Origin of the sequence: Burkholderia orbicola (assembly GCF_900100915.1) — a bacterium.
Lineage (GTDB): Bacteria > Pseudomonadota > Gammaproteobacteria > Burkholderiales > Burkholderiaceae > Burkholderia > Burkholderia orbicola.
In genome coordinates this window covers 1638555-1663525 of the sequence record NZ_FNKW01000002.1, presented here as the reverse complement: position 1 = coordinate 1663525, position 24971 = coordinate 1638555, and the positions used below count along the sequence as shown (strand labels likewise).

General features: G+C 67.8%; 18 protein-coding genes. 10 read left to right on the top strand and 8 right to left on the bottom strand.

The features are described 5' to 3' along the window. The first annotated feature begins 13 nt into the window (after positions 1 to 13). Positions 14 to 1387 (top strand): M23 family metallopeptidase, encoded by a 1374-nt coding sequence (locus BLS50_RS24325; protein ID WP_069230498.1) that lies wholly within the window; start codon positions 14 to 16, stop codon positions 1385 to 1387. A 503-nt stretch (positions 1388 to 1890) separates the two neighbouring features. Then, positions 1891 to 5172 (top strand): autotransporter outer membrane beta-barrel domain-containing protein, encoded by a 3282-nt coding sequence (locus tag BLS50_RS24320; protein ID WP_074804633.1) that lies wholly within the window; start codon positions 1891 to 1893, stop codon positions 5170 to 5172. 156 nt (positions 5173 to 5328) lie between these two features. Here BLS50_RS24320 and BLS50_RS24315 read toward each other — a convergent pair whose 3' ends face one another. The 3 genes from BLS50_RS24315 to BLS50_RS24305 all read right to left on the bottom strand — a co-directional run bounded on the left by BLS50_RS24315 (position 5329) and on the right by BLS50_RS24305 (position 7553). After that, entirely contained in the window at positions 5329 to 6063 is a 735-nt protein-coding gene (locus BLS50_RS24315) for a fucose-binding lectin II (RefSeq protein WP_074804630.1), read from the bottom strand. A gap of 162 nt (positions 6064 to 6225) precedes the next feature. Further along, positions 6226 to 7047, bottom strand: coding sequence for a fucose-binding lectin II (locus tag BLS50_RS24310; protein ID WP_074804627.1), 822 nt, complete (start codon positions 7045 to 7047; stop codon positions 6226 to 6228). Positions 7048 to 7163: 116 nt separating this feature from the next. Beyond that, positions 7164 to 7553: a fucose-binding lectin II gene (locus BLS50_RS24305; RefSeq protein ID WP_006479996.1), complete on the bottom strand. Its 390-nt coding sequence runs from the start codon at positions 7551 to 7553 to the stop codon at positions 7164 to 7166. Between the two features lie 960 nt (positions 7554 to 8513). On the opposite strand from BLS50_RS24305, the gene leuA reads away from it, so the two are divergent. After that, positions 8514 to 10223 (top strand): 2-isopropylmalate synthase, encoded by a 1710-nt coding sequence (gene leuA / locus BLS50_RS24300; RefSeq protein ID WP_176934333.1) that lies wholly within the window; start codon positions 8514 to 8516, stop codon positions 10221 to 10223. Positions 10224 to 10294: 71 nt separating this feature from the next. Here the strand turns inward: leuA and BLS50_RS24295 are convergent, their stop codons facing one another. Next, positions 10295 to 11008, bottom strand: coding sequence for an autoinducer binding domain-containing protein (locus BLS50_RS24295; protein ID WP_011548593.1), 714 nt, complete (start codon positions 11006 to 11008; stop codon positions 10295 to 10297). A 196-nt stretch (positions 11009 to 11204) separates the two neighbouring features. On the opposite strand from BLS50_RS24295, the gene BLS50_RS24290 reads away from it, so the two are divergent. Further along, positions 11205 to 12020, top strand: a complete 816-nt coding sequence (locus tag BLS50_RS24290; RefSeq protein WP_006479993.1) for an AraC family transcriptional regulator — start codon at positions 11205 to 11207, stop codon at positions 12018 to 12020. A gap of 23 nt (positions 12021 to 12043) precedes the next feature. Here BLS50_RS24290 and BLS50_RS24285 read toward each other — a convergent pair whose 3' ends face one another. Together BLS50_RS24285 and BLS50_RS24280 are read right to left on the bottom strand one after the other, a co-directional pair. Then, the gene (locus BLS50_RS24285) at positions 12044 to 13390 is read right to left on the bottom strand and encodes an aspartate aminotransferase family protein (protein ID WP_034175040.1); all 1347 of its coding nucleotides are present in this window, start codon (positions 13388 to 13390) and stop codon (positions 12044 to 12046) included. Between the two features lie 56 nt (positions 13391 to 13446). After that, positions 13447 to 14808 carry a condensation domain-containing protein gene (locus BLS50_RS24280; RefSeq protein ID WP_074804621.1) on the bottom strand — a complete coding sequence of 454 codons (1362 nt, stop codon included), beginning with the start codon at positions 14806 to 14808 and terminating at the stop codon, positions 13447 to 13449. 397 nt (positions 14809 to 15205) lie between these two features. Here BLS50_RS24280 and BLS50_RS24270 point away from each other — a divergent pair, with 397 nt between their 5' ends. The 5 genes from BLS50_RS24270 to BLS50_RS24250 are packed head-to-tail and all read left to right on the top strand — an operon-like array spanning position 15206 to position 21417. Further along, the gene (locus BLS50_RS24270; protein ID WP_074804618.1) at positions 15206 to 15988 is read left to right on the top strand and encodes a DUF3050 domain-containing protein; all 783 of its coding nucleotides are present in this window, start codon (positions 15206 to 15208) and stop codon (positions 15986 to 15988) included. Further along, on the top strand, positions 15985 to 16374 hold the full coding sequence (locus BLS50_RS24265) for a cupin domain-containing protein (RefSeq protein WP_006479990.1): 390 nt from the start codon (positions 15985 to 15987) through the stop codon (positions 16372 to 16374). The genes BLS50_RS24270 and BLS50_RS24265 overlap by 4 nt, the downstream gene beginning before the upstream one ends. Then, positions 16371 to 17297, top strand: a complete 927-nt coding sequence (locus tag BLS50_RS24260) for a diiron oxygenase (RefSeq protein WP_006479989.1) — start codon at positions 16371 to 16373, stop codon at positions 17295 to 17297. The genes BLS50_RS24265 and BLS50_RS24260 overlap by 4 nt, the downstream gene beginning before the upstream one ends. Positions 17298 to 17306: 9 nt before the next feature. Beyond that, complete coding sequence (locus BLS50_RS24255) at positions 17307 to 20873, top strand: amino acid adenylation domain-containing protein (RefSeq protein ID WP_074804615.1); 3567 nt, start codon at positions 17307 to 17309, stop codon at positions 20871 to 20873. Positions 20874 to 20928: 55 nt separating this feature from the next. Next, positions 20929 to 21417, top strand: a complete 489-nt coding sequence (locus BLS50_RS24250; protein WP_006479988.1) for an SRPBCC family protein — start codon at positions 20929 to 20931, stop codon at positions 21415 to 21417. 28 nt (positions 21418 to 21445) lie between these two features. Here BLS50_RS24250 and BLS50_RS24245 read toward each other — a convergent pair whose 3' ends face one another. Both BLS50_RS24245 and BLS50_RS24240 read right to left on the bottom strand, forming a co-directional pair. Next, positions 21446 to 22432: a LysR family transcriptional regulator gene (locus BLS50_RS24245; protein WP_074804611.1), complete on the bottom strand. Its 987-nt coding sequence runs from the start codon at positions 22430 to 22432 to the stop codon at positions 21446 to 21448. Positions 22433 to 22549: 117 nt separating this feature from the next. Then, positions 22550 to 23323, bottom strand: a complete 774-nt coding sequence (locus BLS50_RS24240; protein ID WP_006494477.1) for an AraC family transcriptional regulator — start codon at positions 23321 to 23323, stop codon at positions 22550 to 22552. A 200-nt stretch (positions 23324 to 23523) separates the two neighbouring features. Between BLS50_RS24240 and BLS50_RS24235 the strand changes: the two genes are divergently transcribed. Next, positions 23524 to 24927, top strand: a complete 1404-nt coding sequence (locus tag BLS50_RS24235; RefSeq protein WP_256334136.1) for an efflux transporter outer membrane subunit — start codon at positions 23524 to 23526, stop codon at positions 24925 to 24927. Positions 24928 to 24971: the final 44 nt, after the last annotated feature.

The following is a 24971-nucleotide window of genomic DNA, read 5'->3' as shown; positions in this document are numbered from 1 at the left end:
GAGTGACGACGTCATGCGGTCAGACCTGCGTTTCCGTGTCGCACGCGAGCAAGGTCAACCCGCGTCACGCGGCGTTCATCGTTTTCCGATCGGTCGCGCGTTCTTGCGCGGCATCGTCGCGGCGGCCTGCGTGGCCGGCGCACAGGGCGCGGCAGCGCAGGCGTTTCACGACGCCGCGCCGGCCTTGCCCGAGGCGGCGGAAAACACCGACCTTGGCGACGTGCCTTTCTTCAATTCCGCGCGCACCACGTGGGGCGGCCTGCGTGCATCGTCCGCTGCGCCGCTCGACGTCGCTTATGCGTCGCACGCGTTGAACGTGTCGGCGGGCATCGAACGCGACGATCCGGGGGCGCGCTTCGGCGCCTGCGTCGCGTATCGCGTGCTGTGCGATACCGCGCGCGGGGCGGTCGAACGCGGCTACGCGTCGCGGTTCGATTACGGGCTGGCGTCGGCGTTGCCCGCGACGGGTGCGCAGCCGGCGTTCGCGCCAGGTCCGGTCGATCTGGCCGCCGCCGAGCCGTTCACGCTCGCGCAGCCGGATCGCGGCACGCGTGCCGGCGCGATCGTCGGCAGCCTGCATGCGTCGCTGGCGCGCGCCGATCTGCCCGCCGGCGTCGCCGCGCAGATCGTTCGCATGCTGGCCGGGCGCATCGATCCGAAGCAGCGCGGCGCGCATGGCGATACTTTCCGCGTGGCATTCGAGCCCGACCACGACGCAACGCGGCCGGGCCGCGTACGCGTGACGGCGCTCGACGTCCGCTTTCGCGGGCAGCGGGTCGCGGCGGTGTGGTTCGCCGCGCAGGCCGGTTCGCCGGGCGCTTATTACGACCTCGATGGCATGCCGCTCGCCGGTGCTCGCTTCGCGATGCCGGTCGCCGCGACGCGCATCAGCTCGCCATTCGGCGGGCGTGTGCATCCGGTGAGCGGCGCGCGTCACGTGCATTCGGGCGTCGATCTCGCGGCGCCGGCCGGCCGCGCGGTGCATGCGTCGGAGCGCGGCGTCGTGACGTTCATCGGCACCGAGCCGCGCGGCTACGGCAAGTACGTGGTGATTCGGCATGACGGCGGCTACGCGTCGTACTACGCGCATCTTTCGGCGTTCGAGCCGACGCTGCGAACCGGTGCGCGCGTGATGCGCGGTCAACGCGTCGGCGCGGTCGGCAGCACGGGCACCGCAACCGGCCCGCATCTGCACTTCGAGGTGCGCCGGCATGCCCGCCTCGTCGATCCGATCGAACTCGTGCACGCAGCCCGAGCAGCGAAACTGAAGGGCGCGCAGCGCGTGGCGTTCAACCGCGTGGCGCGTGATGCACGCGTGCAACTGGCGTCGGCCGCGTTCGCGCAGCCGGTGGCGCTGTCGAAGGTTGTCGCGCGGGAAGCGGGCTGATCGGTCGCGGATGCCGGCCGTGGGCCGTGATGGCCGGCATCGTAATGGTGAGCACGCGTGTGGGCGTCGCCGCGCGGATAGTCGGAAATGCGCTCGCGGTCGAATGGCACGACATCGTGCGAAGCAACATCGTAAAATGGCGAGCAGCATCCCGAGCGGGCTATTATTCATCGGACTACGTCAAATTTTCCGATTGATTCGGATCGCGTCACGTTTGCTGAGTGTGGTTAAGCAAAAGATGGCAAATTCAACCGGCTTTCCTTCTCGCTCGACCGCTCTGCCCCGCCGGCGTTTCACATGCTGCATAGCGGCAATTTCAGCCCCTTTGTTTCCTGATGCGAAATTAATCGCGCGGTGATTGCCGACATCACGCATTCTGATCTTGCGATTATTTCAAGACGGGTGATATAACCCGTTTCACGCACCGATTTGCAGCAATAACGTCACCAATAAATGCGAGCGGAAAAATGAAAAGGAAGGCGCGACACCTGGGTTTGGGTGGAATGGCGATTCTCACCGGCGCAGTGCCGGTCAGTGCATATGCGGCGTGCTCGGCTACCGCGCCGGGCAGCGGTACGACGGTGACGTGTACCGGCGCGAGCGCGCCGTCGGTCGTGGCCACGGCCGGCAGCACCAACGTGACGATCAACCTCGATTCGACCGTGACGGGCAGCTACGTGCTGACGTCCACACCGACGCCATTCTCGGTCGACACGACGAGCACGATCACCAACAACGGCAACCTGTCGATGTCCGGCAACGGCACGGGCGTCGCGAATCGCGGCGCGGTGCTGCTCGGCGTGAACAACGGCAACACGCTCACCAATGCGGCGACAGGCGTGATTTCGACGTCGGGCGCGTACAACGACGGGATGGCCGCGAACGGCAACAACAACACGCTCATCAACAACGGCACGATCACGACCACCGGCAACAACGCGTACGGGATGACGGCCGCGTGGGGGCAAAGCAATCCCGGCGCATCGGGCAACCAGATCGTCAACACGGGCACCGTGACGACATCCGGCAACAACGCGCGCGCCGCGTCGCTGCTCGGCGGCAACGGCACGATCACCAACAGCGGCACGCTGACGTCGAACGGCCGCGATGCGCCGGCCGTCTACATGCAGGGCAACAACGACACGCTCGTCAACAGCGGCACGATCCAGACCAGCGGCACCGCGACGAGCGGCGGCAGCGTCGACGCCGTCGTATCGAACACGCTCGGCAGTTCGTTCACCGCGACGATCACGAACCAGGCCGGCGGCAGGATCATCAGCAACAACGGCATCGGCGTGCGCTCGACCAACGGCGCGACGACGATCACCAACGCGGGGCTGATCCAGGGCGGCGGCGGCACCGCGATCCAGGGCGGCAACGGCAACGTGACGCTGATCCTGCAGACGGGCTCGCAGATCGTCGGCACGGCCAACGGCGGCGCGGGCACCAACACCGTGACGTTGCAGGGCACCGGCACCGCGTCGAATGCGTTCACGAATTTCCAGAGCCTGACGATGGCCGGCGCCGACTGGACGTGGGGCGGCACCGGCACGTTCTCGACCGCGCTGGTGCAGAGCGGCACGCTGAACCTTACGGGCACGCTCGGCACGACGACGGCGTCGGTCGCCGCGACAGTCAACGCGGGCGCGACGCTGCAGGCGAATGCGTCGAACCTGCCGCTGTCCGTCACCGACAACGGGCTGGTGCGCTTCCAGCAGGACAGCGCCGGCACGTACACGGGTACGATCAGCGGGTCGGGCGCGGTGGAGAAAACCGGCGCGGGTACGTTGACGCTCACGCCGTCCGCGGCGGGCGGCAATACGTATTCCGGCGGCACGACGATCACGCAGGGCACGCTGTCGGTTGCGGTGGACAACGCGCTCGGCGCTTCGTCCGGAGGACTGACTTTCAACGGCGGCACGCTGCAGTTCGGCAGCGCGTTCAATCTCGCGTCGAGCCGCGCGATCTCGACCACTTCGAACAACGGCGCGATCGATACGCAGGGGTTCAACACGACGATCATGCAGGACATCACGGGTTCGGGCGGACTCACCAAGCTGGGAGACGGCACGCTGACATTGAATGGCGTACACAGCACGTATTCGGGTGGAACGAACGTGGCAGCCGGCACGCTCATTGTCGGTGATCTCGATGCGGCGGCGGGACTGCGGGGCGGTGGCCCCTTGACCATCGCGCCCGGTGCGACGCTTGGCGGGTATGGCAGTGTGACGGGTAACGTGACGAACAATGGCACGATTTCAGTCGCGAATGCGCTGCCCAGTCTGGCCAGCGGTTTGCCGGGAGACTTCCGGATATTCGGAACCCTGACGAATGCGGGAGTGGTGGAGCTCCGTGGGCGCGTTGTCGGTAACGGATTGGCCGTGTCGGGCAATTATGTCGGGCAGAATGGAGCGGTCAACATGAATACGACGCTTGCCGGCGACGGTGCGCCATCGGACACGCTGCTGATCGGCGGTGTGCCGGCAGTGGCGACGGCAAGCGGCAAGACGACACTGAACGTAACGAACGTCGGTGGTGCCGGTGCGCTGACCAAGTCCGACGGTATTCGGCTGGTTTACGCCGTGAACTTTGCGAATACGGGTAACGCGTTTACGTTGGCGGGCGGTACGGTCAGCGCTGGCGCTTACTCCTATTATCTGGTGAAAGGCGGGGTTACCGCCTTGACGGGGGAGGACTGGTATCTGCGCAGCACGGTTCCTCCGCGGCCGGATCAGCCAACGCAGCAACCGCCATTCAGTGTTGCCGACGGTACGCCGGAATCGATCGTCGAGGCTGTCAAGAACGCGGCACCCGACGCCAAGCCGGAACCTGTTTACCGTCCCGAAGTCCCGCTGTACTCGGAAGTGCCGGCTGTCGCGCGCCAGCTTGGATTGCTGCAGATCGATACCTTCCATGATCGCCAAGGCGAACAGGGACTGTTCGCCGAAAACGGTTCGGTGCCCGCGTCGTGGGCGCGTGTATGGGGCGGCAACAGCAACATCAAGCAGAAGGGCGATGTGACGCCGTCGTTCGACGGCACGGTGTGGGGGATGCAGGTCGGGCAGGATCTCTACGCCGATACGACCGCCCGTGGCCATCGCAATCACTACGGCTTCTTCCTCGGCTTCTCGCGCGCGGTCGGCGACGTGAAGGGCTTTGCGTTCGCGCAGCCGGATCTGGGTGTGGGTTCGCTGCAGGTGAATGCGTACAACCTCGGTGGATACTGGACACACATTGGCCCGGGTGGCTGGTATACGGACGCAGTGGTGATGGGGAGCCTGCTGACCGTACGCACGCATTCGAACAACAATGTGAGTGGTTCGACGGACGGCAACGCGGTCACCGGTTCGGTCGAAGCGGGCGTGCCGATCTCGCTCGGCTATGGGCTGACGCTGGAGCCGCAGGCGCAGTTGCTGTGGCAATGGCTGTCGTTGGCCCGATTCAACGACGGCGTGTCGGACGTCACGTGGAACAATGGCAATACGTTCGTCGGCCGGATCGGCGCGCGGCTGCAATACGCGTTCGATGCGAGCGGCGTGAGCTGGAAGCCGTACTTGCGCGTGAACGTGCTGCGTTCGTTCGGCACCGACGACAGGACGACGTTCGGCGGTTCGACGACGATCGGCACGCAGGTCGGGCAGACGGCCGGCCAGATCGGCGTGGGCCTCGTCGCGCAACTGACGAAGCGCGGCAGCGCGTATGCGACGGTCAGCTATCTGACGAACCTCGGTGGCGAGCACCAGCGCACGATTACCGGCAATGCAGGCGTGCGGTGGGCGTGGTGATTCGACGGGCGAGGATGCGCGGAGCGATCGGCCTTGGCGCGTATCGTCGCGGCCGATCGCATCATGGCGGCGCGGGCTGGGGCTTGCAGATGACGGACGCGCACCGGCCCATCGCCACGCCGGGCGGCGTGGCGACGCGCGTCAGGCTGCCGCGCCTCAACCCAGCGGCCAGTTCAGGATCGCGATGCCGTCGTTGTAGTCGCCGTCGCCGCCATCTTCCGATCCGACCAGCCCGAAGTAGGTCTTCTTGAAGATGTCGACCTGGCGCGAGCCGATCTTCGACGGTTTGCCGTTCACCGTCACGACCACGCGCACCTTCCCCTTGCCCGAGTTCACGATCTGCGTGTTCAGGTTCGCGTCCTGCGTGCCGGCGCCCTGGAACGTCGCGGCGGGTTTCGGGTTGTCGTCGACGAAGACCTCGATCGTCTGCGGTGCGGACGAATTGACCAGCGCGGTCACGCCGAATGCGATGTTCGGCGGCAGGTTGAAGATGCCGTCGCGTTCGCCGCCGCCGGTCGGCGCGGGCGCCGGCTGTACCGGTTGCGGCGTCGCTTTCGAGAAGTAATTGACCACCGCGCCGACGCCGAACTTCGCCGCAGCCCCGGGCAACACACCCGGCGCGCCGGCCCACGTCACCGTGCAGGCGACGACTTCGCCTGCCGCATCGGCTTTCACCTTGTTCTGCCAACTGCCGACGTCGAAGCTGTACGGGATCGTCGCGATATCGACGAACACGTCGTATTGCGGGAGTTTCTCGACGAGCTGCGCGGTCATGAACTGGCGCATCCGGTCGAGCACGGCCTGATCGCCGTTGGCCTGCACGGCAGTGGCGTCGTTGCCCGCGAGTTGCAGCAGCGCGTACAGGTCGTCGTGGGTAAAGGGTTGTGACATGTCGTCCTCGTCTGGATGGAAGGTTCCGCATCGCGTGACCGGCGAACGGATTTCACCGGGCCGCGCGCGGTGTACAGCAGTGGGACTGCAAATGATTGCTCGAGCGACGCGCAATGCGTGGCGGGCCCCGTCGCCATTGCGATGTTTCGTGATGGCCGTCGATCAACCCAGCGGCCAGTTCAGAAACACGATGCCGTCGTTGTAGTCGTCGTCGGCGCCGTCTTCCGACCCGACGATCCCGAAGTACGACTTCTTGAAAATGTCGACCTGTCGCGAACCGAGCCGCGACGGCTTGCCGTTCGCCATCACGATCACGCGCACGCGTCCGTTGCCGGAATCGAGCACCTTCGTGCCGAGGTTCTGGTCCTGTGCGCCGGCGCCCTTGAACGTCGCGGCCGGTTTCGGGTCGTCGTCGATGTAGATGTCGATCGTCTGGTCGTTCGCCGCGTTGGTGAGCGCGGTCACGCCGAACTTGATGTGCGGCGGGAGATTGAACGTACCGTCGCGTTCGCCGCCGCCACCGACGTTGCCGGCTCCGGCGCCACCGGTTTCGGCGCCCTGGTTCCCGCCGCCTTGCGACGACGAGGGCGCAGCCGTTTCTCCGCTCGCTGACAGGCTCGCGTACGAATCGATGTGCATCGCGCTGCCGCGCACGCTTTTCCATCGGCCCTTCACGTACGTGACGCCGCTGCCGACGTCGATCGTCGCGACGAGCGTGAACGGCATGCGGCCGGTGCTTTCGGGCACCTTCGCCGAATAGGTGAAGCAGCCGTCCGCGACGACGCCCTGGTTCGTCGCGATCGCGAAATAGATGCCGGGGAAGTTGTTGCCGGTCGCGTAAGGCGTCGGCACGTTGAGGATGACCTGCAGTTTCCCGTCGCGAATCCCGGCCTTCGCGATGTCGATGTAGAGGCCGGGGATGTCGACGTAAGCCTCCGACGTCGCGACGGGCGCGCTGACGATCGAAGCCGAAAGGAGCGGCATGGAAGTCTCCGATGATGAGGCGGTTCTGGGTCGGGTGAGATCCCGCTGAACGCGGCGCAATCCCGCCAGCCGCCCGGGAGGCGGCCGGCGGCGATCGATGGTCGATCCGCGTCAGGTCAGCCGATCGGCCACTGGAGCACGACGATTCCGTCGTTGTAGTCGCTGTCGTGGCCGTCTTCCGACACGACGATCCCGAAGTTGACCGTGAACGGCGAGCCGTCCGACTTCTTGCCGTTGATTGGCGCGAGGCGCGCGTCGGTCGCCGACGGCTTGCCGTTCACCGACACTTCGAAACGGATCTTGCCGTTGCCGGAATTGAGCGTGGCTTCGCGCGGGCCGTCGCGCGTCGTCAGCTTGTGATACGCGGCGGGTTCCTGGCTGTCGCCGATAAACAACTTGATGTGCTGTTGTTCGGCTGCATTCGCAAAGAAAATCGCGCGGAAATCGGTATTCGGCGGAATCGAAAACTCTCCGGCGCGGTTTGATGACGTTTGAGAGTCGGCCATGCTGTTCTCCTGTGGCTTGTTAGGTAAGGCCAAGGGCCTTGTCGCACAAACGTTTGCCGTTTGAAATGCGACATGGCGAGCATGACGAAAAATAAATAAAAAAATATTCGGATGAGAATGGGTATTGTTCAGTAATTCGAAAAGCAGCGCTAATCGATTTAATGAAACATGCTTAATGAAGCGAGTTTGGATATATTCAGGAAACTATATCGATGCGTGTATCGCTTTCCTGAATGATGCGCGAGCGCAACGCGAAGGTGGGGCAGGAGAGGCGGGGGGCAATCGGACTTCGGAGCAGACGCTCGGCGTTCGCATATGGCAGCGTTTCGTTTCAACATCAGCATCTCTGTCGTGGCCGCGCCCACCGGCCACCGTCGAACGCCCACACCGAAGCCCGATTGCAAGGAGGGGGGTGCGGCGCCGGCGAAGAGGATGGACCGACTCACTCCGAACATGAATAGGGCCTCACCGGCGCCGCACCCGTGAAGCATATCGACGGGGCACGCCGCCGCCTATCAGACGGGACTGATTCTGCGCAAACGCGCGCGTCGGGGGGACGGAGCGGGATGGATGCGTACCGGGTTGACAGCCGTGGTCACCCTGTGATTTGATGCCGGTCATGCACGCCGCCCAGTTCCTCTTCTCGCTACGACTACTAGCCCGCTTCTCCGGGCTGGGTCTGCGGCTGCGCGCTTTCCATCTGCTTCTTTCCTGAAGCGCCAGATTTTCCCCGCATCACCGACCTGGCCCCGGTTGTCGACCGGCGCCTGAGTTCGTCTTTCTTCCGTCACCACTCCGCTCCGTCCCGGTCGCTCAACCGCCAAGGCCGTCGTTTGCCGTACCGCTTTGCCGTTGTGCCGCTTTTTTGCCGTTTTCACCGCTGCGCACGTCGCCGGCTCCTGACGCCGATGGCTGCCGCGCCGCGCTTCACCGACAAACAGACCGAGGACCGACATCATGATGCTGAAGAACCCCGCGACGAAATACCGACCGTTCACGCCCGTCAACCTGCCCGACCGCACGTGGCCGTCGCGCACGATCACGCAGGCGCCGATCTGGATGAGCACCGACCTGCGCGACGGCAACCAGGCGCTGTTCGAACCGATGGACGCCACGCGCAAGATGCGGATGTTCAAGACGCTGGTGGCGATCGGCTTCAAGCAGATCGAGGTCGCGTTCCCGTCCGCGTCCGAAACCGATTTCAATTTCGTCCGCGAACTGATCGAGGGCGGCCACATTCCCGACGACGTGACGATCGAAGTGCTGACGCAGGCGCGCGACGACCTGATCGAGCGCACCTTCGCATCGCTGCGCGGCGCGAAGCGCGCGATCGTGCACCTGTACAACGCGACCGCGCCGGAATTCCGCAAGATCGTGTTCAACCTCGATCGCAACGGCGTGAAGCAGCTGGCGGTGAACGCGGCGCGCACGATCAAGCGGTGCGCCGATGCGGCGACCGACACGCAATTCACGCTGCAGTACAGCCCGGAAACGTTTACCGCGACCGAACTCGATTTCGCGAAGGAAGTGTGCGACGCGGTGTTCGACGTGTGGCAGCCGACGCCCGAGCGCAAGTCGATCGTGAACCTGCCGGCCACGGTGGAAATCGGCACGCCGAATTACTACGCGGACCAGATCGAATGGATGCACCGCAACCTCGCGCGCCGCGATTCGCTGATCCTGTCGGTGCACCCGCACAACGACCGCGGCACCGCGGTCGCGGCGGCCGAGCTCGCGGTGATGGCCGGCGCCGACCGGATCGAGGGCTGCCTGTTCGGCAACGGCGAACGCACCGGTAACGTCGATCTCGTGACGCTCGCGCTGAACCTGTACACGCAGGGCGTCGATCCGGGCCTCGATTTCTCGCAGATCAACGAAGTGGCGCGCACGTCCGAGGAGTGCACGCAGTTGCCGGTCCACCCGCGTCATCCGTATGTCGGCGACCTCGTGTTCACCGCGTTCTCCGGCTCGCACCAGGACGCGATCAAGAAGGGCTTCGCGGTACAGCGCGCCGACACCGTATGGGAAGTGCCGTACCTGCCGATCGATCCGAACGATCTCGGCCGCACGTACGATTCGATCATTCGCGTGAACAGCCAGTCGGGCAAGGGCGGGATCGCGTACCTGCTCGAACAGGGCTACGGCGTTGCGCTGCCGCGCCGCATGCAGGTCGATTTCAGCGCGGCCGTACAGCGCCTGACCGACGAGAGCGGGCACGAGGTGACGAGCGCGCAGATCTGGGCGCTGTTCCAGCAGGAGTACGTCGAAAGCGACACGCCGCTGCGTTACGTCAGCCATGAGCTGACCGAGCGCGACGGCCGCGAGACGATCGTGCTGACCGCCGACGTGCACGGCGAGCGCCGCGTGCTGCGTGGCGAAGGCAACGGCCCGCTCGACGCGCTGATGCATGCATTGCACACGCCGCTGCGGATCCAGCATTACGAGGAACGCGCGCTGTCGCAGGGCGCCGATGCGAAGGCGATCGCGATCGCCGAGCTGGCCGGTACGGGCGTGCGCGGCAGCGCGTTCGGCGTCGGCGTCGATGCGAACCTGACGACTGCGTCGATTCGTGCGGTGATCAGCGGCGTGAACCGCGCGTATGCCCGTGCGGATGAAGTTGTGCAGGCAACCTTCTTTGCCGAGCAGCCGGCGGCGCAGGCCGCCGCATAAGCGGGTCGAAACCCGGGCGGCAGGGCCGGCCCGGGTTTTCTTTTCAGATCACGGCGTGCGCGTGCGCGCCGTCAGGGCAGCAGCCCGAGCATCGCGGCCTTGGTGGCCGCATGCGTCTTGTTCATCGCGTCGAGCTTCACGACGGCGTTCTGCAGGTGGAACTTCACCGTCCGCTCCGCGATCCCGAAGATCATCCCGATCTCGTAGGCCGTCTTGCCGTCGGCCGTCCACGCCAGTACCTCGCGCTCGCGCAGCGTCAGCCCGGTGCCGACCGGCGCGATCGGATCGGCGAGGCGCGGCATCAGGTATGCGTGCGCCGCATGCGCGAGGCTCGCGCAGGGTGCGCGCAATCGCGAGATTTCGTCCGCGTCGAGCGGCGTCGTGTCGCGCACGAGCGTCAGCACGCCGAGATTGCCGGCCCGGTCGTAGCCGCCGTGCGACCAGCCGTAACGCATCCCGAAGCACGCCGCGTCGTGCCAGAACGCGGTGTCGCCCGGTTCGTCGAACGCATTCCATACGACCGGCCGCGGCTGGCTCGCGACCCGCTTGATGATCGGATCGATCGTCACGTAGCCGAATTTCACATAACGGTGCTCCCATTCGCGTGGATGATTGCCGACGATCTGCAGGTCGGGCCGGGCGAGCGGCAGCGTGCGGCGCAAGCCGTACACGCAATACCGGAACCCGAGCGCGGCCGCGGCGGCGGCAATCGGCGGAAACGCGGCTTCCGCGGTGGGCGCGCGTTGTAGTGCGTCGAAACAGTCGTGCAGTATTGTCAGGTCCATCGGTGATCCTCGTCGGTGTGGGCGGGCCGTGCATTGCGCCCCGCGCGTATCCTGTTCAAAAGGACAGTTTTGAGGCGAAGCCGACGCCGGTTTAATGGCGGCTGTTCGCACGACGGGCCCGCTTGTGCGGGCACTGTCCCCCCGTCGTTTCACGTGTTGCGGTACCCCTCCGGTTTCGTATCAGGACTGATCGACCATGACCAGCGTTCAAGACGTGCCCCTCCTCGCGCGCGCCGGTGCGCGCGCGTTCGCCTTCGGCGGGATCCGCGCGATCGAACCGCCCTGCGCGTCGGCCCCCGCCCGCGCGCTTGCTCACGAGTATGCCCCGCACGCGCATCAGGCCGGGCAACTATTGTTTACGACGCGCGGCGTATTGGTACTCGACGTCGAAGGCCAGCGCTGGATCACCCCGCCGCTGCGCGCGATCTGGATTCCGGCGCGCACCGTTCATGCGATGCGCGTGGCCGACGACGTCCAGCTCTGCTCGCTCTATCTCGGCGACGCGCTCAGCGCGCGACTGCCGGCCACGCTGTGCGCGATGACGGTATCGCCACTGCTGCGCGAACTCGCCACGCGCGTGTCGCATCCGTTCGATTGCAGCGTCGACCACGATCCGCTCGCGCGCCTGTTCGCCGACGAACTGAGCGAGCTCGCGCAGACGCCGCTCACGCTGCCGCTGCCGCGCGACCGGCGCTTGCTGAAGCTGTGCGAGCGGCTGCAGCGCGAGCCGCACTGCGAGTTGCCGCTCGACACGCTCGCGCGCGACGCCGCGTTGAGCGCGCGCCACCTGGCGCGCCTGTTTCGCAGCGAGACCGGCATGAGCGTGGCCGCGTGGCGCCAGCAACTGCGGCTGTCGATGTCGCTCGCGCTGCTCGCGAGCGGCATGCCCGTCACGCAGGCCGCGCATCAGGTGGGCTATCGCAGCCCGACCACCTATGCGGCCACCTTCAAGCGCGCGTTCGGCGTCACGCCGAGCCAGTACCTCGCGGCCGCGGAAGCGGCGGCACGCTGACCGCCGCCGCCCCGCCGCCGCGCTCAGCGTGCGGTCCAGCGCGGCACCGTTTCGAACGCGTGCTCGACCGCATGCACGATCCGGTCGACGTCTTCGCGACCGATCACGAGCGGCGGCGCGATCGCGAGCCGGTTGCCGAGCGAGCGGATCAGCACGCCCGCATCGCGCGCCGCGTCGGCGAGTGCGGCCGCATAGCCGTCCGACGGCTCGATCGATTCGCGTGTCGCCTTGTCCTTCACGAGGTCGATGCCGACCAGCAGCCCCTTGCCGCGCACGTCGCCGACGACCGGATAGCGGTCGACGAGCGGCTGCAGCCGCTCCAGCAGGTACGCGCCCTCGCGCGCCGCGTTGCCGGCGAGATCCTCGTCGACGATGATCTGCAGGTTCGCGAGCGCGGCCGCGCAGACGATCGGGTGGCCCGAATAGGTGTAGCCGTGCATCAGCGTGCCGATGCCGCCCGGGTTGGACGCGAACGCATTCTCGATGCGGCGGTTGACGACGGTCGCGCCGAGCGGCAGATATCCCGACGACACGCCCTTCGCCAGGCACATGATGTCCGGCGCGACGCCCCAGCCGCGGCTGCCGAACGCGGCGCCGGTCCGGCCGAAGCCCGTCACCACTTCGTCGGCGATCAGCAGCACGCCGTGGCGGTCGCACACCTCGCGCACCAGCGGCCAGTAGTTCGCGGGCGGCACGATGATGCCGCCGGTCGCCTGCACCGGTTCGGCGATGAAGGCGGCCACGGTGTCGGGCCCCTGGAACAGGATCTCGCGCTCGACGAGCGACGCGCACAGCCGGCCGAGTTCCTCGGGGTCATGCGTGAACGGGTTGCGATAGATCCACGGCGTCTCGACGTGGAAGCAGCCGGCGAGCGTCGGCTCGTAGTTGCGCCGGTAGACGGTGTTGCCGGTGACGGAGCTGCCGCCGAAGTGCGAGCCGTGATAGGCCTGGCGCAGCGCGATGAACTTGGTGCGCTCGGGCTGCCCGGACACCTTCCAGTACTGCCGCGCGATCATCAGCGCGGCCTCGACGGCGTCCGAGCCGCCGGAGCCGAAGATCACGCGGCTCATGTCTTCCGGCTGGAGCATGTCGATCAGCCGCGCCGACAGTTCTTCCGCGCGCGGATGGCTGAACCCGGCGAATACCGGGTGATATTCGAGTTCGTCGAGCTGCCGGACGATCGCTTCCTTGATTTCCCGCCGGCCGTGGCCGACGTACACGTTGAACAGCGACGCGACCGCGTCGAGATACGGCCGGCCGGTGTCGTCGTACAGGTAGCAGCCTTCGCCGCGCGTGATGCGGATCGGCGAGCGCGACGCGGCGAGCGGATGTTGCCGGGGATGCCAGAAGCGCGATTCCGAATAAGACATGACAGGACTCCGTAGTGATTCGGTTGGATGGAGCAACACGGTGACGCAGACGATTTTCAGCCGGCGAGCGCTGCCGGTTGAAAGCCGAGCCGGCTTTCGAGGGCGCCGAGCGTCGCGAACGGATCGTCGAGCGCGATGCGCATGAACGTCAGGAACTGGCCGACGTGGGCGTTCAGCGCGTCGCGGCTGTAGTACTGCGGGCTCGCGTCGAAGTCGAAGCGCAGCGGTTCGCCGTTGCGGCGGTCGGTCAGGTTCACCATCAGGTCGTCGGTGGTGCCGACCGACAGGTTGTGCGACGTCGTCACGCAGTCGCCGAACCGCAGGTCGTAGTCGAACGCCATGATGTTGATCTCGGGGCCGAACACGCCCTGGCCGTTGTCGAGCGACGTCAGTTCGCGGTGCAGGTCGCCCATCCGGTAGCGCTGGTGCTGGCGCAACGCGGTCATCTCGCGGTTCGCCTGGCGGCACAGGTCGTCGAGCGTGTGGCCCGGCTCGACGTGCAGGCGCAGCGGCAGCATGTTCGCGCACTGCGTCGGCGTGCGGCGCTCCCGGGCCGACGTGCGCGCCATCGCGGCGACCGACAGCACGATGTCGTGCGCGCCGGTGTTCAGGTACAGGTAAGCGGCGGTCAGCGCGGTGACGAGCCGCGGCACCGTCGACGTGAACAGCCCCTTGGCGACCGCCTCGATGCGCGCGCTCTCGTTCGCACTCGCGATGCGCGTCTCGCGCAGGTCGGGCCCGTCGTCGCGCTCGGGAAAGCGCGCGGGGCCGGCGAGCGTGACCGTGCGTGGCTGGTCCGCGAAGCGTTCGAGCCAGTAGCGGCGATCGTGCGCGAACTGTTCGGACGCGCGGTACGCGTCTTCGTCGAGTTGCAGCTCGGCGAGCGACGCGAAGCGCGCGGGCGGCGCCTTGGCGCCCGCCGCGAACGCGCTGTACAGCTCGGCGGCGCGCGTGGCGATCAGGCTGCCCGAATAGCCGTCGACCAGGATGTGCGCGTAGCCGTGATACCAGTAGTAGTGATCCGGTGCGATGCGGTACAGCGTGTGGCGGAAGAACGGCCCGCGCGCCAGTTCGATCGCGCCCGTGCAGTGCGCACGCATGCCGGCGAGCGCGACGGCGTGCGCGTCTTTCGTGCCGGCGAGATCCACGCGTTCGAGCACCCAGTCGTCGGCGAGCGCGGCGTCGAGCACGCGCACGGGTGTGTCGCCATCCAGCACGATCCGCGTCGTGTGCAACGTCTGCGCCTCGCGAATCACCTGCCGCAACGCGCGTTCGAATGCGTCGGTGTCGAGTGCGCCGCGAATCTCGAAATACTCGGCCGCATAGATATGCGTCGACGGGACGGGATACGCGAGGGCGGCCTCCCAGAAATCCCGCTGCGGCGCGGACAGCGGCAATTGAAGCGTCGAATCGATCACGTCGTTTCTCCTGGAAAGCTTATTCCGGTGGATGAATTAAATGCGTGTATTTGTTTAATGAAAAATACATATTCGCATCGTGCATTTCATTTTTTGATGAATCGCAATTCTTATCCTAGACAGTCCAATTTGCGGCTGTCAATTCCGTGCGGTTTTGTCGGTAATTCGTAAAGTCCTTGCCAGTAAAGGCTTTGAGGCGTGAGTGAATAGTCTGGTCCGGAAAGAATATGAGAATGTCCGTTTTGAATAGGCGGCAAATTGGCAGCTTATTTAGCATCGACGCCTGAAATTGCTGCGCAAGCCGAAAACGGCATGCAGGCAATTCGCCGGAAACGGTTTCCGGCGCCGGAAGCCGGCGCAGTGGGCTGGCGCGAGCGGACATTACTAGGAGAGTCCCGTGAATCAACTGGAAGGGCTGGAGCGAAAAATCGGCGAGCAGCACGAGCGGCTCGCGCATCATCCGGTGTTCGGATCGATCCGTACCATCGACGAGCTGCGCGTGTTCATGGAATGGCACGTATTCGCCGTGTGGGATTTCATGTCGCTCGTGAAGCGGCTGCAGCAGGACCTGACGACCGTCGCGGTGCCGTGGGTCGCGCCGCGTAACGCGAACGCGTCGCGTCTCATCAACGAGATCGTGCTCGGCGAGGAATCGGACGAAACGCCGAACGGCCACATGAGCCACTACGACCTGTACCTGCACGCGATGCGCGATGTCGGCGCGTCGACGTCGCGCATCGAGGAAATGGTGTCGCTGGTGCGCTCGGGCTTCTCGGTGTCGGCCGCGCTGAAGGCCGTCGATGCGCCGGAGCCGGTGATCTGCTTCGTCGAGGCGACGATGGCCGCGTGCACGTCGGGCGCGACGCACCAGGTGCTCGGCAACTTCTTCTACGGCCGCGAGAACGTGATTCCCGACATGTTCCGCACGCTGCTCGACGAATGGAAGATCGAGCGCTCGTCGATCCCGCTGCTCGTGTATTACCTCGACCGCCACATCGAAGTGGATTCGGGCGAGCACGGGCCTGCGGCGCGCGCGATGATCCGCGAGGCGGCCGACGGCGACGCGGCGAAGCTCGAGGAAGCGCTGCAGGCCGGGCTCGACGCGATCGACGAGCGCATGCGCCTGTGGGACGGGCTGCTCGCGCATCTCGGCCAGACCCGCAACGTGGTGCCGGCATGAACGCGCGCGGGCTGTCGGAGCGCATCGTCGATTTCGCGGCGCTCGAGTGGGAGCACCCGGCGGCGTTCGACGACGGCATCGACCAGGTCGTGCTCGTCGATACGCTGGACGAGCACGCGAAGCGCGGCATCCGGACCCGGATCGTGCGGTTCGATCCCGGCGCGGGCACGAGCGTGCCGTTCCTGCACGACTACCACGAGGAAGTGCACCTGATCGACGGCGACCAGAGCCTGGTCGACGTCGCGACGCGCGAGTATCGCGCGACGTATCGGGAAGGCAGCTACTTCGTGCGCCCGGCCGGCACGCCGCATGGCCCGTTCCGCAGCGACGCGGGCTGCCTGCTGCTTGAAATCCATTACTACGGTTCCCCGGAGGACACGCGATGACGACCGCCGTCACCTACGTGAGCCACGTCGATCGCTGGGAGGCGCGCGCGACCGTGCGATCGCGCCCGCGGCGGATCGTCGAGGACGACGAACTGCGCTACTACCCGCTCGAACGCCAGCCGCTGTGCGCGCACCCGGCGATCGTCGATGCGGGCGATGCGGTGCGCGATTTCGTCCTGCTGCAGAGCTTCTACAAGTACATCCAGGACGTGATCATCTTCGAGACGGAGATCGTCAACGCCACCGCGCTGCGGATCGCGCGCGGCCGCTTCGCGCATCCGTTTCCGTTCGCGTGCCGGCAGGATGCGATGACGGTGGTGATCGACGAGGACTACCACGCGTACGTCGCGATGGACTACCTGCGGCAGGTCGAGGAGGCCACCGGCATCGCGCCGCTGCCGCCGAACAGCGAGATCGAGCTGTCGCGGGCGATTCCGCGCGCGGTCGAGCGGGTCGGCGCGCAGTATCGCGACGGCATGGAGCTGCTGTGCGTCGCGATCTCGGAGAACACGGTCACGGCGGAAGTCGCGGCGTTCTCGCGCGACGCGACGCTCAAGCGCTCGGTGAAGGGCGTGATGGCCGATCACCTCGCGGACGAAGGCCGTCACTCGGCGTTCTGGATCAATCTCGTGAAGCTGTACTGGTCGGAGATCGACGAACCCGCGCGGCTCGCGCTCGGCGAAGGGCTGCCGTGTTTCCTGCGCGAATACCTGAGCGCCGACCTGCAACTGCAGTTCGATCGCCGCCTGATCGACGCGCTCGACCTGCCGGCCGCCGAGCGCGCACGGATCGCGGACGACATGGTCGGCGCCTATCCGATCACGAGTCAGCATCCGATGATCGTCAACATCCGGCAGTTCTTCCGGATGAGCGGCCTGCTCGATCACGCGCCGACCCGCGCGGCCTTGTCCGACTACCTGTGAGTCACGTCGATGAAAGCGATCATCATTGCGATCGGCGGGCAGACCCGTCTCGCTGCACGGCTGGCGGCTGAACTCGAGGCGACCGGTCATACCGTCTGTATCGCCGACGGACGCGACGGCCCGCTGCGCGACGCGGCCGATGCGCTGCTGTTGCCGGCGCCGGCGCCTGATACGTTGCGCAACGCGGCCGAGTGGTCGATCGTCTGCGGTGCGCCGGACCCCGCCGTGCATTGCGCGCACGCACGGCCGCTGCATTGCGAGATCGTCGCCGATGCGTTTCCGCCGCGCGAGGTGCGCGTCGCGTGGCTCACGGACGCGGCGCCCGGCGACACACGCGTGCTGGCCGACGCGACGCTCGCGTTCGGCGCGGCGCTCAACGGCGCCGACCTCGCGGACGAGATCGCCGCGTGCGCGGTCGATCTGATGCACGAAGTCGCGAGCGGGATTGCGCGCGAACTGAGCGATCCGAACGACGCGCCGCGCGCCACGCCGCCGGGGCCGGCCGATATCGTGCTCGATCTCGAACGGCTGGCCGGCTGGCATGCGTCGAACGACACCGCCGCCGCGTGGCCGTGCGAGCCGTCGCTGCCGGAACTCGTGTCGCGTGCGGCGGCCGCTGCGCCGGACGCCTGCGCGCTCGTCGCGGCCGACGGCCAACTGACCTATCGCGAGCTGGTCACGCGCGCCCGCCAGGTTGCCGCGCGCATCGCCGCGCGGCCGGCCGCGCCGCGCGTGGTCGCGGTGCGGCTCGACAAGGGCGTCGCGCTGTACCCGGCGATCGTCGGCGTGCTGGGCGCCGGCGCGACCTGCGTGCCGCTCGATCCCGCGTTTCCGCCCGAGCGGGCCCGCACGATCCTGCGTGAATCGGGGGCGCAGGCGCTCGTCGTCGGCGGGGCGGTCGAGCCGGCGCTGCTCGACGGATTCGACCTCGACGTGATCGACTGCGGCGCGCACGCGGAAGCGGACGCGCACGCCTCGCCCGATGCGCTGGCCGGCCAGTGGCCGCTCGAACGGGATGCCGACCGCGCTGCGCGCTGCGCGGTCGCGATCTACACGTCGGGTTCGACCGGCGTGCCGAAGGGCGTGATGCTGTCGCACCGGAACATCGTGCAGTTCTGCCACTGGTATCGCGCGCACGTGTCGCTCGATGCATCGTCGCGCGTGCTGCAGTTCTCGACGGTGGCGTTCGATGCGTCGCTGCTCGACATGTTCCCGACCTGGCTCGCCGGCGCGACGCTGGTCGCGCCGAGCGAAGCGCAGCGCCGCGAACTCGACGCGCTCGCGGCGCTCGTCGCCGACGCACGCATCACGCACGCATTCCTGCCGCCCGCGCTGCTCGCGGCGCTGCCGGATTGCGACTGGCCCGCGCTCGCGCATCTCGTCACGGGCGGCGACGTGTGCGACCCCGACACGATCGCGCGCTGGAGCGCGAACCGGCGGCTGCACAACATCTACGGGCCGACCGAATGCACGGTGCTCGCGACGACGGGCGAACTGCGCGCCGGCGACAGCAACCGGCGCATCGGCCGGCCGATCGCGAACGCGCGCTGCCATGTGCTCGCGGCCGATGGCCGTCCGACGCTCACCGGCGAGGAAGGCGAGCTGTGCATCGCCGGCGCGGGCGTCGGGCTCGGCTATCTCGGCCGGCCCGACCTGAGTGCCGAGCGTTTCGTCGCCGATCCGTACGGCACGCCGGGCGCGACGATGTACCGGACCGGCGACATCGCCAGCTGGGAGCCGGACGGCACGCTGCGCTACGTGGGCCGCCGCGACACGCAACTGAAGATTCGCGGTTTTCGGGTCGAGCCGGGCGAGATCGAGACGGCCGCGCTGGCGGCGGGGCTGTACCGCCAGTGCGCGGTGGTGCCCGACGAGCGCAAGCGCATCCGCCTGTTCGCCGCGAAGCCGGTCGATGCGGCGGCGACGCCCGACGCGCTGCGCGCCGTGCTGGCCGCCACGCTGCCCGACTACATGGTGCCGTACGACATCACGACGCTCGACGTGCTGCCCGCGACGCCGAACGGCAAGATCGACCGGGCCGCGCTCGCGCGCCTGCCGGTGTCGCGTGCGGGGAGCGACACGCGCGACGCCCCGCGCGGCGCGCTGGAGATACGGCTCGCCGAGATGTGGGCCACGCTGCTCGAACTCGCGCCGGACGAGATCGGCCGCGATGCGTCGTTCTTCGAACTGGGCGGCCATTCGTTGCTGGTGTCGCGGTTGATGCTGGCGGTGAAGCGCGAGCTGGGCGGCAACGCGGCGCTCGCGCGTTTCATGGAGCGGCCGACCATCGCCGCGCTCGCGGCGCTGCTGACCGACGAGTCGGGCGAGCGCGGCGCGAACGTGCCGGCGCGCGTGCACGACGATCGCCGCCTGCCCGACGACGTGCGACTGCCGGCCGGCCAGCCGGCGGGCGACGGCCCCGGCGCGGTGCTGTTGACCGGCGCGAACGGCTTCCTGGGCAGCTTCATCCTCAGCGAACTGATCAGCCGCACGAACCAGATCGTCTACTGCGTCGTGCGCGGCGACGACGATGCGAGCGCGCGCCGGCGGCTCGACGAAGCGGCGTTCGTCAACGGGCTCGGCCATCTGTGCGGGCATCCGCGCGTGCGGGTGCTGCGCGGCGATCTCGGCGCGCCGCGCCTCGGGTTGTCGGATGCGGTGTGGCAGACGCTCGCGGCCGAGGTCGGCGCGATTCATCACAACGGCGCACACGTGAACCACGTGTACGACTACCCGTACCTGCACGCGGAGAACGTCGGCTCGACGCTCGAACTGCTCCGCCTGTGCTGCAGCGGCCGGCGCAAGGCGCTGCATTTCGTATCGACGCTATCCGCGGCGAGCGCGACGGGCCCGACGGGCCGCCTGATCGAGGCGGCCCCGTCGGAGGCCGGCCCTGCCTTCGTCAACAACGGCTACAACCTGACGAAGTGGGTGTCCGAGCATCTCGTTGCCGAAGCGGGTGCGCGCGGGATCGACACGACGATCCTGCGGCCCGGCAACATCACGGGCCATTCGCGCACGGGGCTGTGCCAGCCGGGACGCAACCGCATCCTGCTGTTGCTCAAGGGCGCGGTGCAGTTGGGCTGCGCGCCGCTCGCGAGCGAGGGCGGGCTGTTCGACCTGAGCCCGGTCGACTACCTGGCGCGGGCGATCGTCGCGTGCACGCTCGACGGTGCGCGCACCGAGCGCGTGTTTCATCTGCACAACCCGCGCCCGCTCGACTGGGCCGGCTATCTGCGCGCACTCGCGCGGCGCGGCTATCCGCTGCGTTTCGAGGCGCCCGAGGTCTGGCGCGAGCGGTTGTTGTCGATCGACGAATCGAATGCGTTGTTCGACGTCGTTGCGTTCTATCTCGACGACCGGCAGGACGATATCGGCGACATGGCCGTGATCGACCACGCACGCACCGAGGCGACGCTGCGCCGGCTCGGCGTCACGTATCCGGACAAGGACGACGCGCTGCTCGATGCGCATTTCGGCTATCTCGCCGAATGCGGCTTCATGCCGCCGCCGCCCGAGCCGGCACCGCGCGCGAACGACGCTCGCCGCGACGCCGAGCCCGAACCCGCGTGGTGAAGACGTACCCCGTTTGATCAATCGCTGTCATCGCATCATTCATCAAGGAGGCATCATGCTGCAACGTACTGCAACGCAACCCCGTCCGTCCACGCTCGTCTATGCGCCGCAAACGCCGATCCTGTCCGGCTCGGCCGATCTCGACGTGCCGGCGCGCGACGCGTGGCGCGTGGTCGGCGACTTCGCCGGCTTCTCGCGCTTCATCACGGGGCTCGACCATACCGACATGATCGGTGAAGGCGTGCGCTCGCTGCGCATCAAGCATTTCGCGGATGGCAACGTCGTCGTCGAACAGCTCAACAGCCACGACGACGAAGCGATGGTGATGACGTGGAGCCTGATCCATACGTCGTTCGACATCGGCAATCTGTGGGCGCTGATGCGCGTCGAGCCGCGCGGCGACCAGGCCTGCACGGTGACGTGGGACATCGCCGGCGAACCGTCGCACGGCGGCGCCGCGCGCCAGCCGGAATTCGACGCGTTCGTCACCGGCTTCCTCGACATGGCGATGACGAACCTGCGCGCGCTGTTCAAGCCGCAGTAACCGTGCATCGCCCGCCGGCGCCGTGCCGCTACGCGGCCGCGCCGGCCCACGCGCCGGCCTTGCCCGGCGCGTGATTTTTTTTCCCGGCCGGCGGTGCGCACGCGTCGTCGCGCGCTTGCGCGAACGCGTCGCGCAGCGCGGCCTTCATGAAGTCGACCCAGGCGCGCGTCTTCGCATCGAGATGCTGGCGCGACGCGTACACCAGGAACACGCCGATTTCCTCCGCCTGGTAGTCGGGCAGCACGCGCACGAGCGCGCCCGAGCGCAGGTCGGCCGCGGCGACGAAGTCCGGCAGCAAGCCGATTCCCGCGCCTTCGCGCACCGCGATCGCGAGCGACGCGGCGACGTCGGCCGTCATCGACGGATCGACGTCCACCGTTTGTGCTTCCGCACCGTTCCACAGCGTCCAGATGCGCTCGTGATAGGCGGGCGCGACCAGTTGCACGCAGCGATGGTGAACCAGCGCGCCCGGCGAATCGGGCATGCCGTGCGCATCGAGATACGCGGGCGACGCGCACAGCACGCTGCGGATGCGGCCGACGTCGATCGCGACCTGCTCGGAACTCGGCAGGCTCGGCATTGCGATCACCGCGACGTCGTAGCTGTCGCGGACCAGTTTCGGCAGGTGCGGCGCGAGCGTCAGGTCGACGCTGACGTCCGGGTAGCGCGCCTGGAATTGCCCGATCAGCGGAATCACGAAATGGTTCGCGATGCTGGCGCTGCAATGCGCGCGCAGCCGGCCGTGCGGATGCACGCGCGCGTCGCGCGCCTCGCGCTCGCTCGCATCGACGGCCAGCGTGATGTCGCGGGCGCGCGCCAGATAGCGCTCGCCGGCCTCGGTCAGGCACATCGAGCGCGTCGTGCGGTTCAGCAACCGGATGCCGAGACGATGCTCGAGCGACGCGACGAGCCGGCTGACGTGCGCGGTCGTGATGCCGAGCCGTTTGCCGGTCTCGGTGAAGGTGCCCGCGTCCGCGAGCGTGACGAACGCCTGCATGCTTTGAATCAGATCCATCGGGATAACGAAACCTCCGGCTGGCCGTATGGCAATGCCGCTACTGTAGCGACGGCCACGGCACGCCGCGCGCGCGCATCAGCGATCGATCGTCGCAAAACGGACAATCGCCGCGGATCAGCGCCGCCGGAAGTATTCGCTCGGCGCGACGCCGAGCGCCTTGCGGAACATCGCCGCGAACGCGCTGGGGCTGTCGTAGCCGTGTTCGAGCGCGAGTTCGAGGATCGGCGTGCCGGCGGCGAGGCGCGGCAGGCTCAGCAGCAGCCGCGCGTGGCGGCACCATGCGCCGTGCGTCATGCCCGTCTCGCGCTTGAACGCGCGGGCGAGCGTGCGCTCGTTCATGTGCGCGTCGCGCGCCCAAGCCTGCAGCGTGACGGCCGACGACGGGTCGTTGATGAGCCGCGTGCACAGCGCGACGAGCGCGGGATGGCGCGGCATCGGCACGTGCAGCGACAGCGACGGCGCGATCTCGATCTCGTCGAGGATCAGCGCGAGCACGCGGCCCGCGCGGTGCGACAGGTCGTAGTCGGCGGGCAGGTCGCAGGCCGTCACGATCAGTTCGCGCAGCAGCGTGCCGACCTCGATCACCCGGCATTCGGTCGGCAGGCTCGGCCGCACTTCGGGGCCGACGAACACGGTGCGCATCTGCACGTCGCCGGCCGAGCGGATCTCGTGCTGCGTGCCGCCCGGCACCCACACCGCACGGCCCGTCGGCACGACCCAGCTGCCCGCGTCCGCGTGCACGATCATCACGCCGGAAATCGCGTGGATCAGCTGGCCCTGGCGGTGCGAGTGCGGCGGGTACGCCATGCCCGCCGGCGAGTCGGAGGCGACGACGGCGATCTGCTTGTCGCGCGCCTGACGCTCGAGTGCGATGAAGAAATTTTCCAATTGATCGGGATTGTCCTTTTCTCGACGACGAATGCGCTTTACGCGCGAGATCGACCGCATAGGTCGAAATTACCATAAGCCCATCGTTTGTTCGACCTCCTTGCCACCCGATGCGCGTTCCGTCCCTTCCGTCCGCTTCGCCCGTTTCTCCCGCCGCCGATGCCCGCGCGCCGCGCGTTCGGCGCGCCACCTGTGCGGCCGTGCTGCTGGCCTCGGCCGCGCTGGCCGCGTGTTCGGTCGGCGAGCCGTACCGGCCGCCGGTGTCCGACGCAACGCGCACCGGGCCGTTCGACGCGGTGGCCGACGTGCCGGCCGCGGCGGCCGGCGAACCGCCGCAACGCTGGTGGCGCCTCTACGACGATCCCGTGCTCGACGGTCTCGTGCGCGACGCGCTCGCGCAGAACCGCGATCTCGCGGCGGCCGTCGCACGGGTCGAGCGTGCGCGCGCCGTGTTCGACGAGGCCGGCGCCGCGCGGCTGCCCGACACGACGGCCGGCTTCGGCGTCGACTACGGCAAGCACGCGCCCGACCAGATCGTCGCGGCGGCCAAGGATACCGATGCGCGGACGCGCTGGGGTTTCGCGCCGTCGTTCTCGCTGTCGTGGGAAGTCGATCTGTGGGGCCGCGTGCGCCATCTGGTCGATGCCGCGCAGGCCGACGCCGACGCGGTGCAGGCCGCGTCCGATGCGATGCGCGTCGTGGTGGCCGCCGAGACGACGGCCGCGTATGCGCAGGTGTGCGCGTACGGCGAGCGGATCGACGTGGCCGAGCAGTCGGTCGGCATCGCGGACCGGCTGGCCGCGCTGACGGCGAAGCAGCGCGCGCACGGGCTCGTGTCCGACCTCGAAGTGGCGCGTTCGCGCGCGTTCGCCGACGACACGCGCGCCGATTTGCCGGCGCTCGTCGGCTCGCGACGCGCGGCGCTGTACGAACTCGCGGTGCTGACCGGGCGCGCGCCCGGCGCGCTGCCCGACGCCGTCGCGCATTGCCGCACCGCGCCCGTGCTGGCACGGCCGTTCCCGGTCGGCGACGGTGCGTCGCTGCTGCGCCGCCGCCCCGACCTGCGCGAGAGCGAGCGCCAGCTGGCCGCCGCGAATGCGCGGATCGGCGTGGCGACGGCCGAGCTGTATCCGTCGATTTCGCTCGGCGGCTCGGTGAACTGGCTGTCGACCGGCGGCGATCCGTCGACGCTCGGCGACAAGTACGCGATCGCCTGGGGCGTCGGCCCGCTGATCACGTGGCGCTTTCCGAACATGGCGGCGAGCCGCGCGCGGCTCGCGCAGGCTCGCGCCGACGACACGCTCGCCCGTGCGCAATTCGATGCGCAGGTGCTGCGCGCGCTGAAGGAAACCGAGCAGGCGCTGGCCCGCTACGGCGCCGCGTGGCGCCGCCGCGCCGCGCTCGAAACCGCCCGCGCCGAGCATGCGCGCGCCTATCGCCTCGCCGAGTTGAACTACGAAGCCGGCGCCCTCGATTTCCTCGGCGTGCTCGACGCGCAGCGCAGCCTCGTCGCGGTCGATTCGGCGCTGGCCGAGTCGACGCAGCAGGTCTCGCTCGACCAGGTCGCCGTGTTCAAGGCGCTCGGAGGCGGCTGGCAACCGTAGCCGGCCGCGTTCGCAGTGTCCCTGTCCGTTCTCTTGCACGCCAA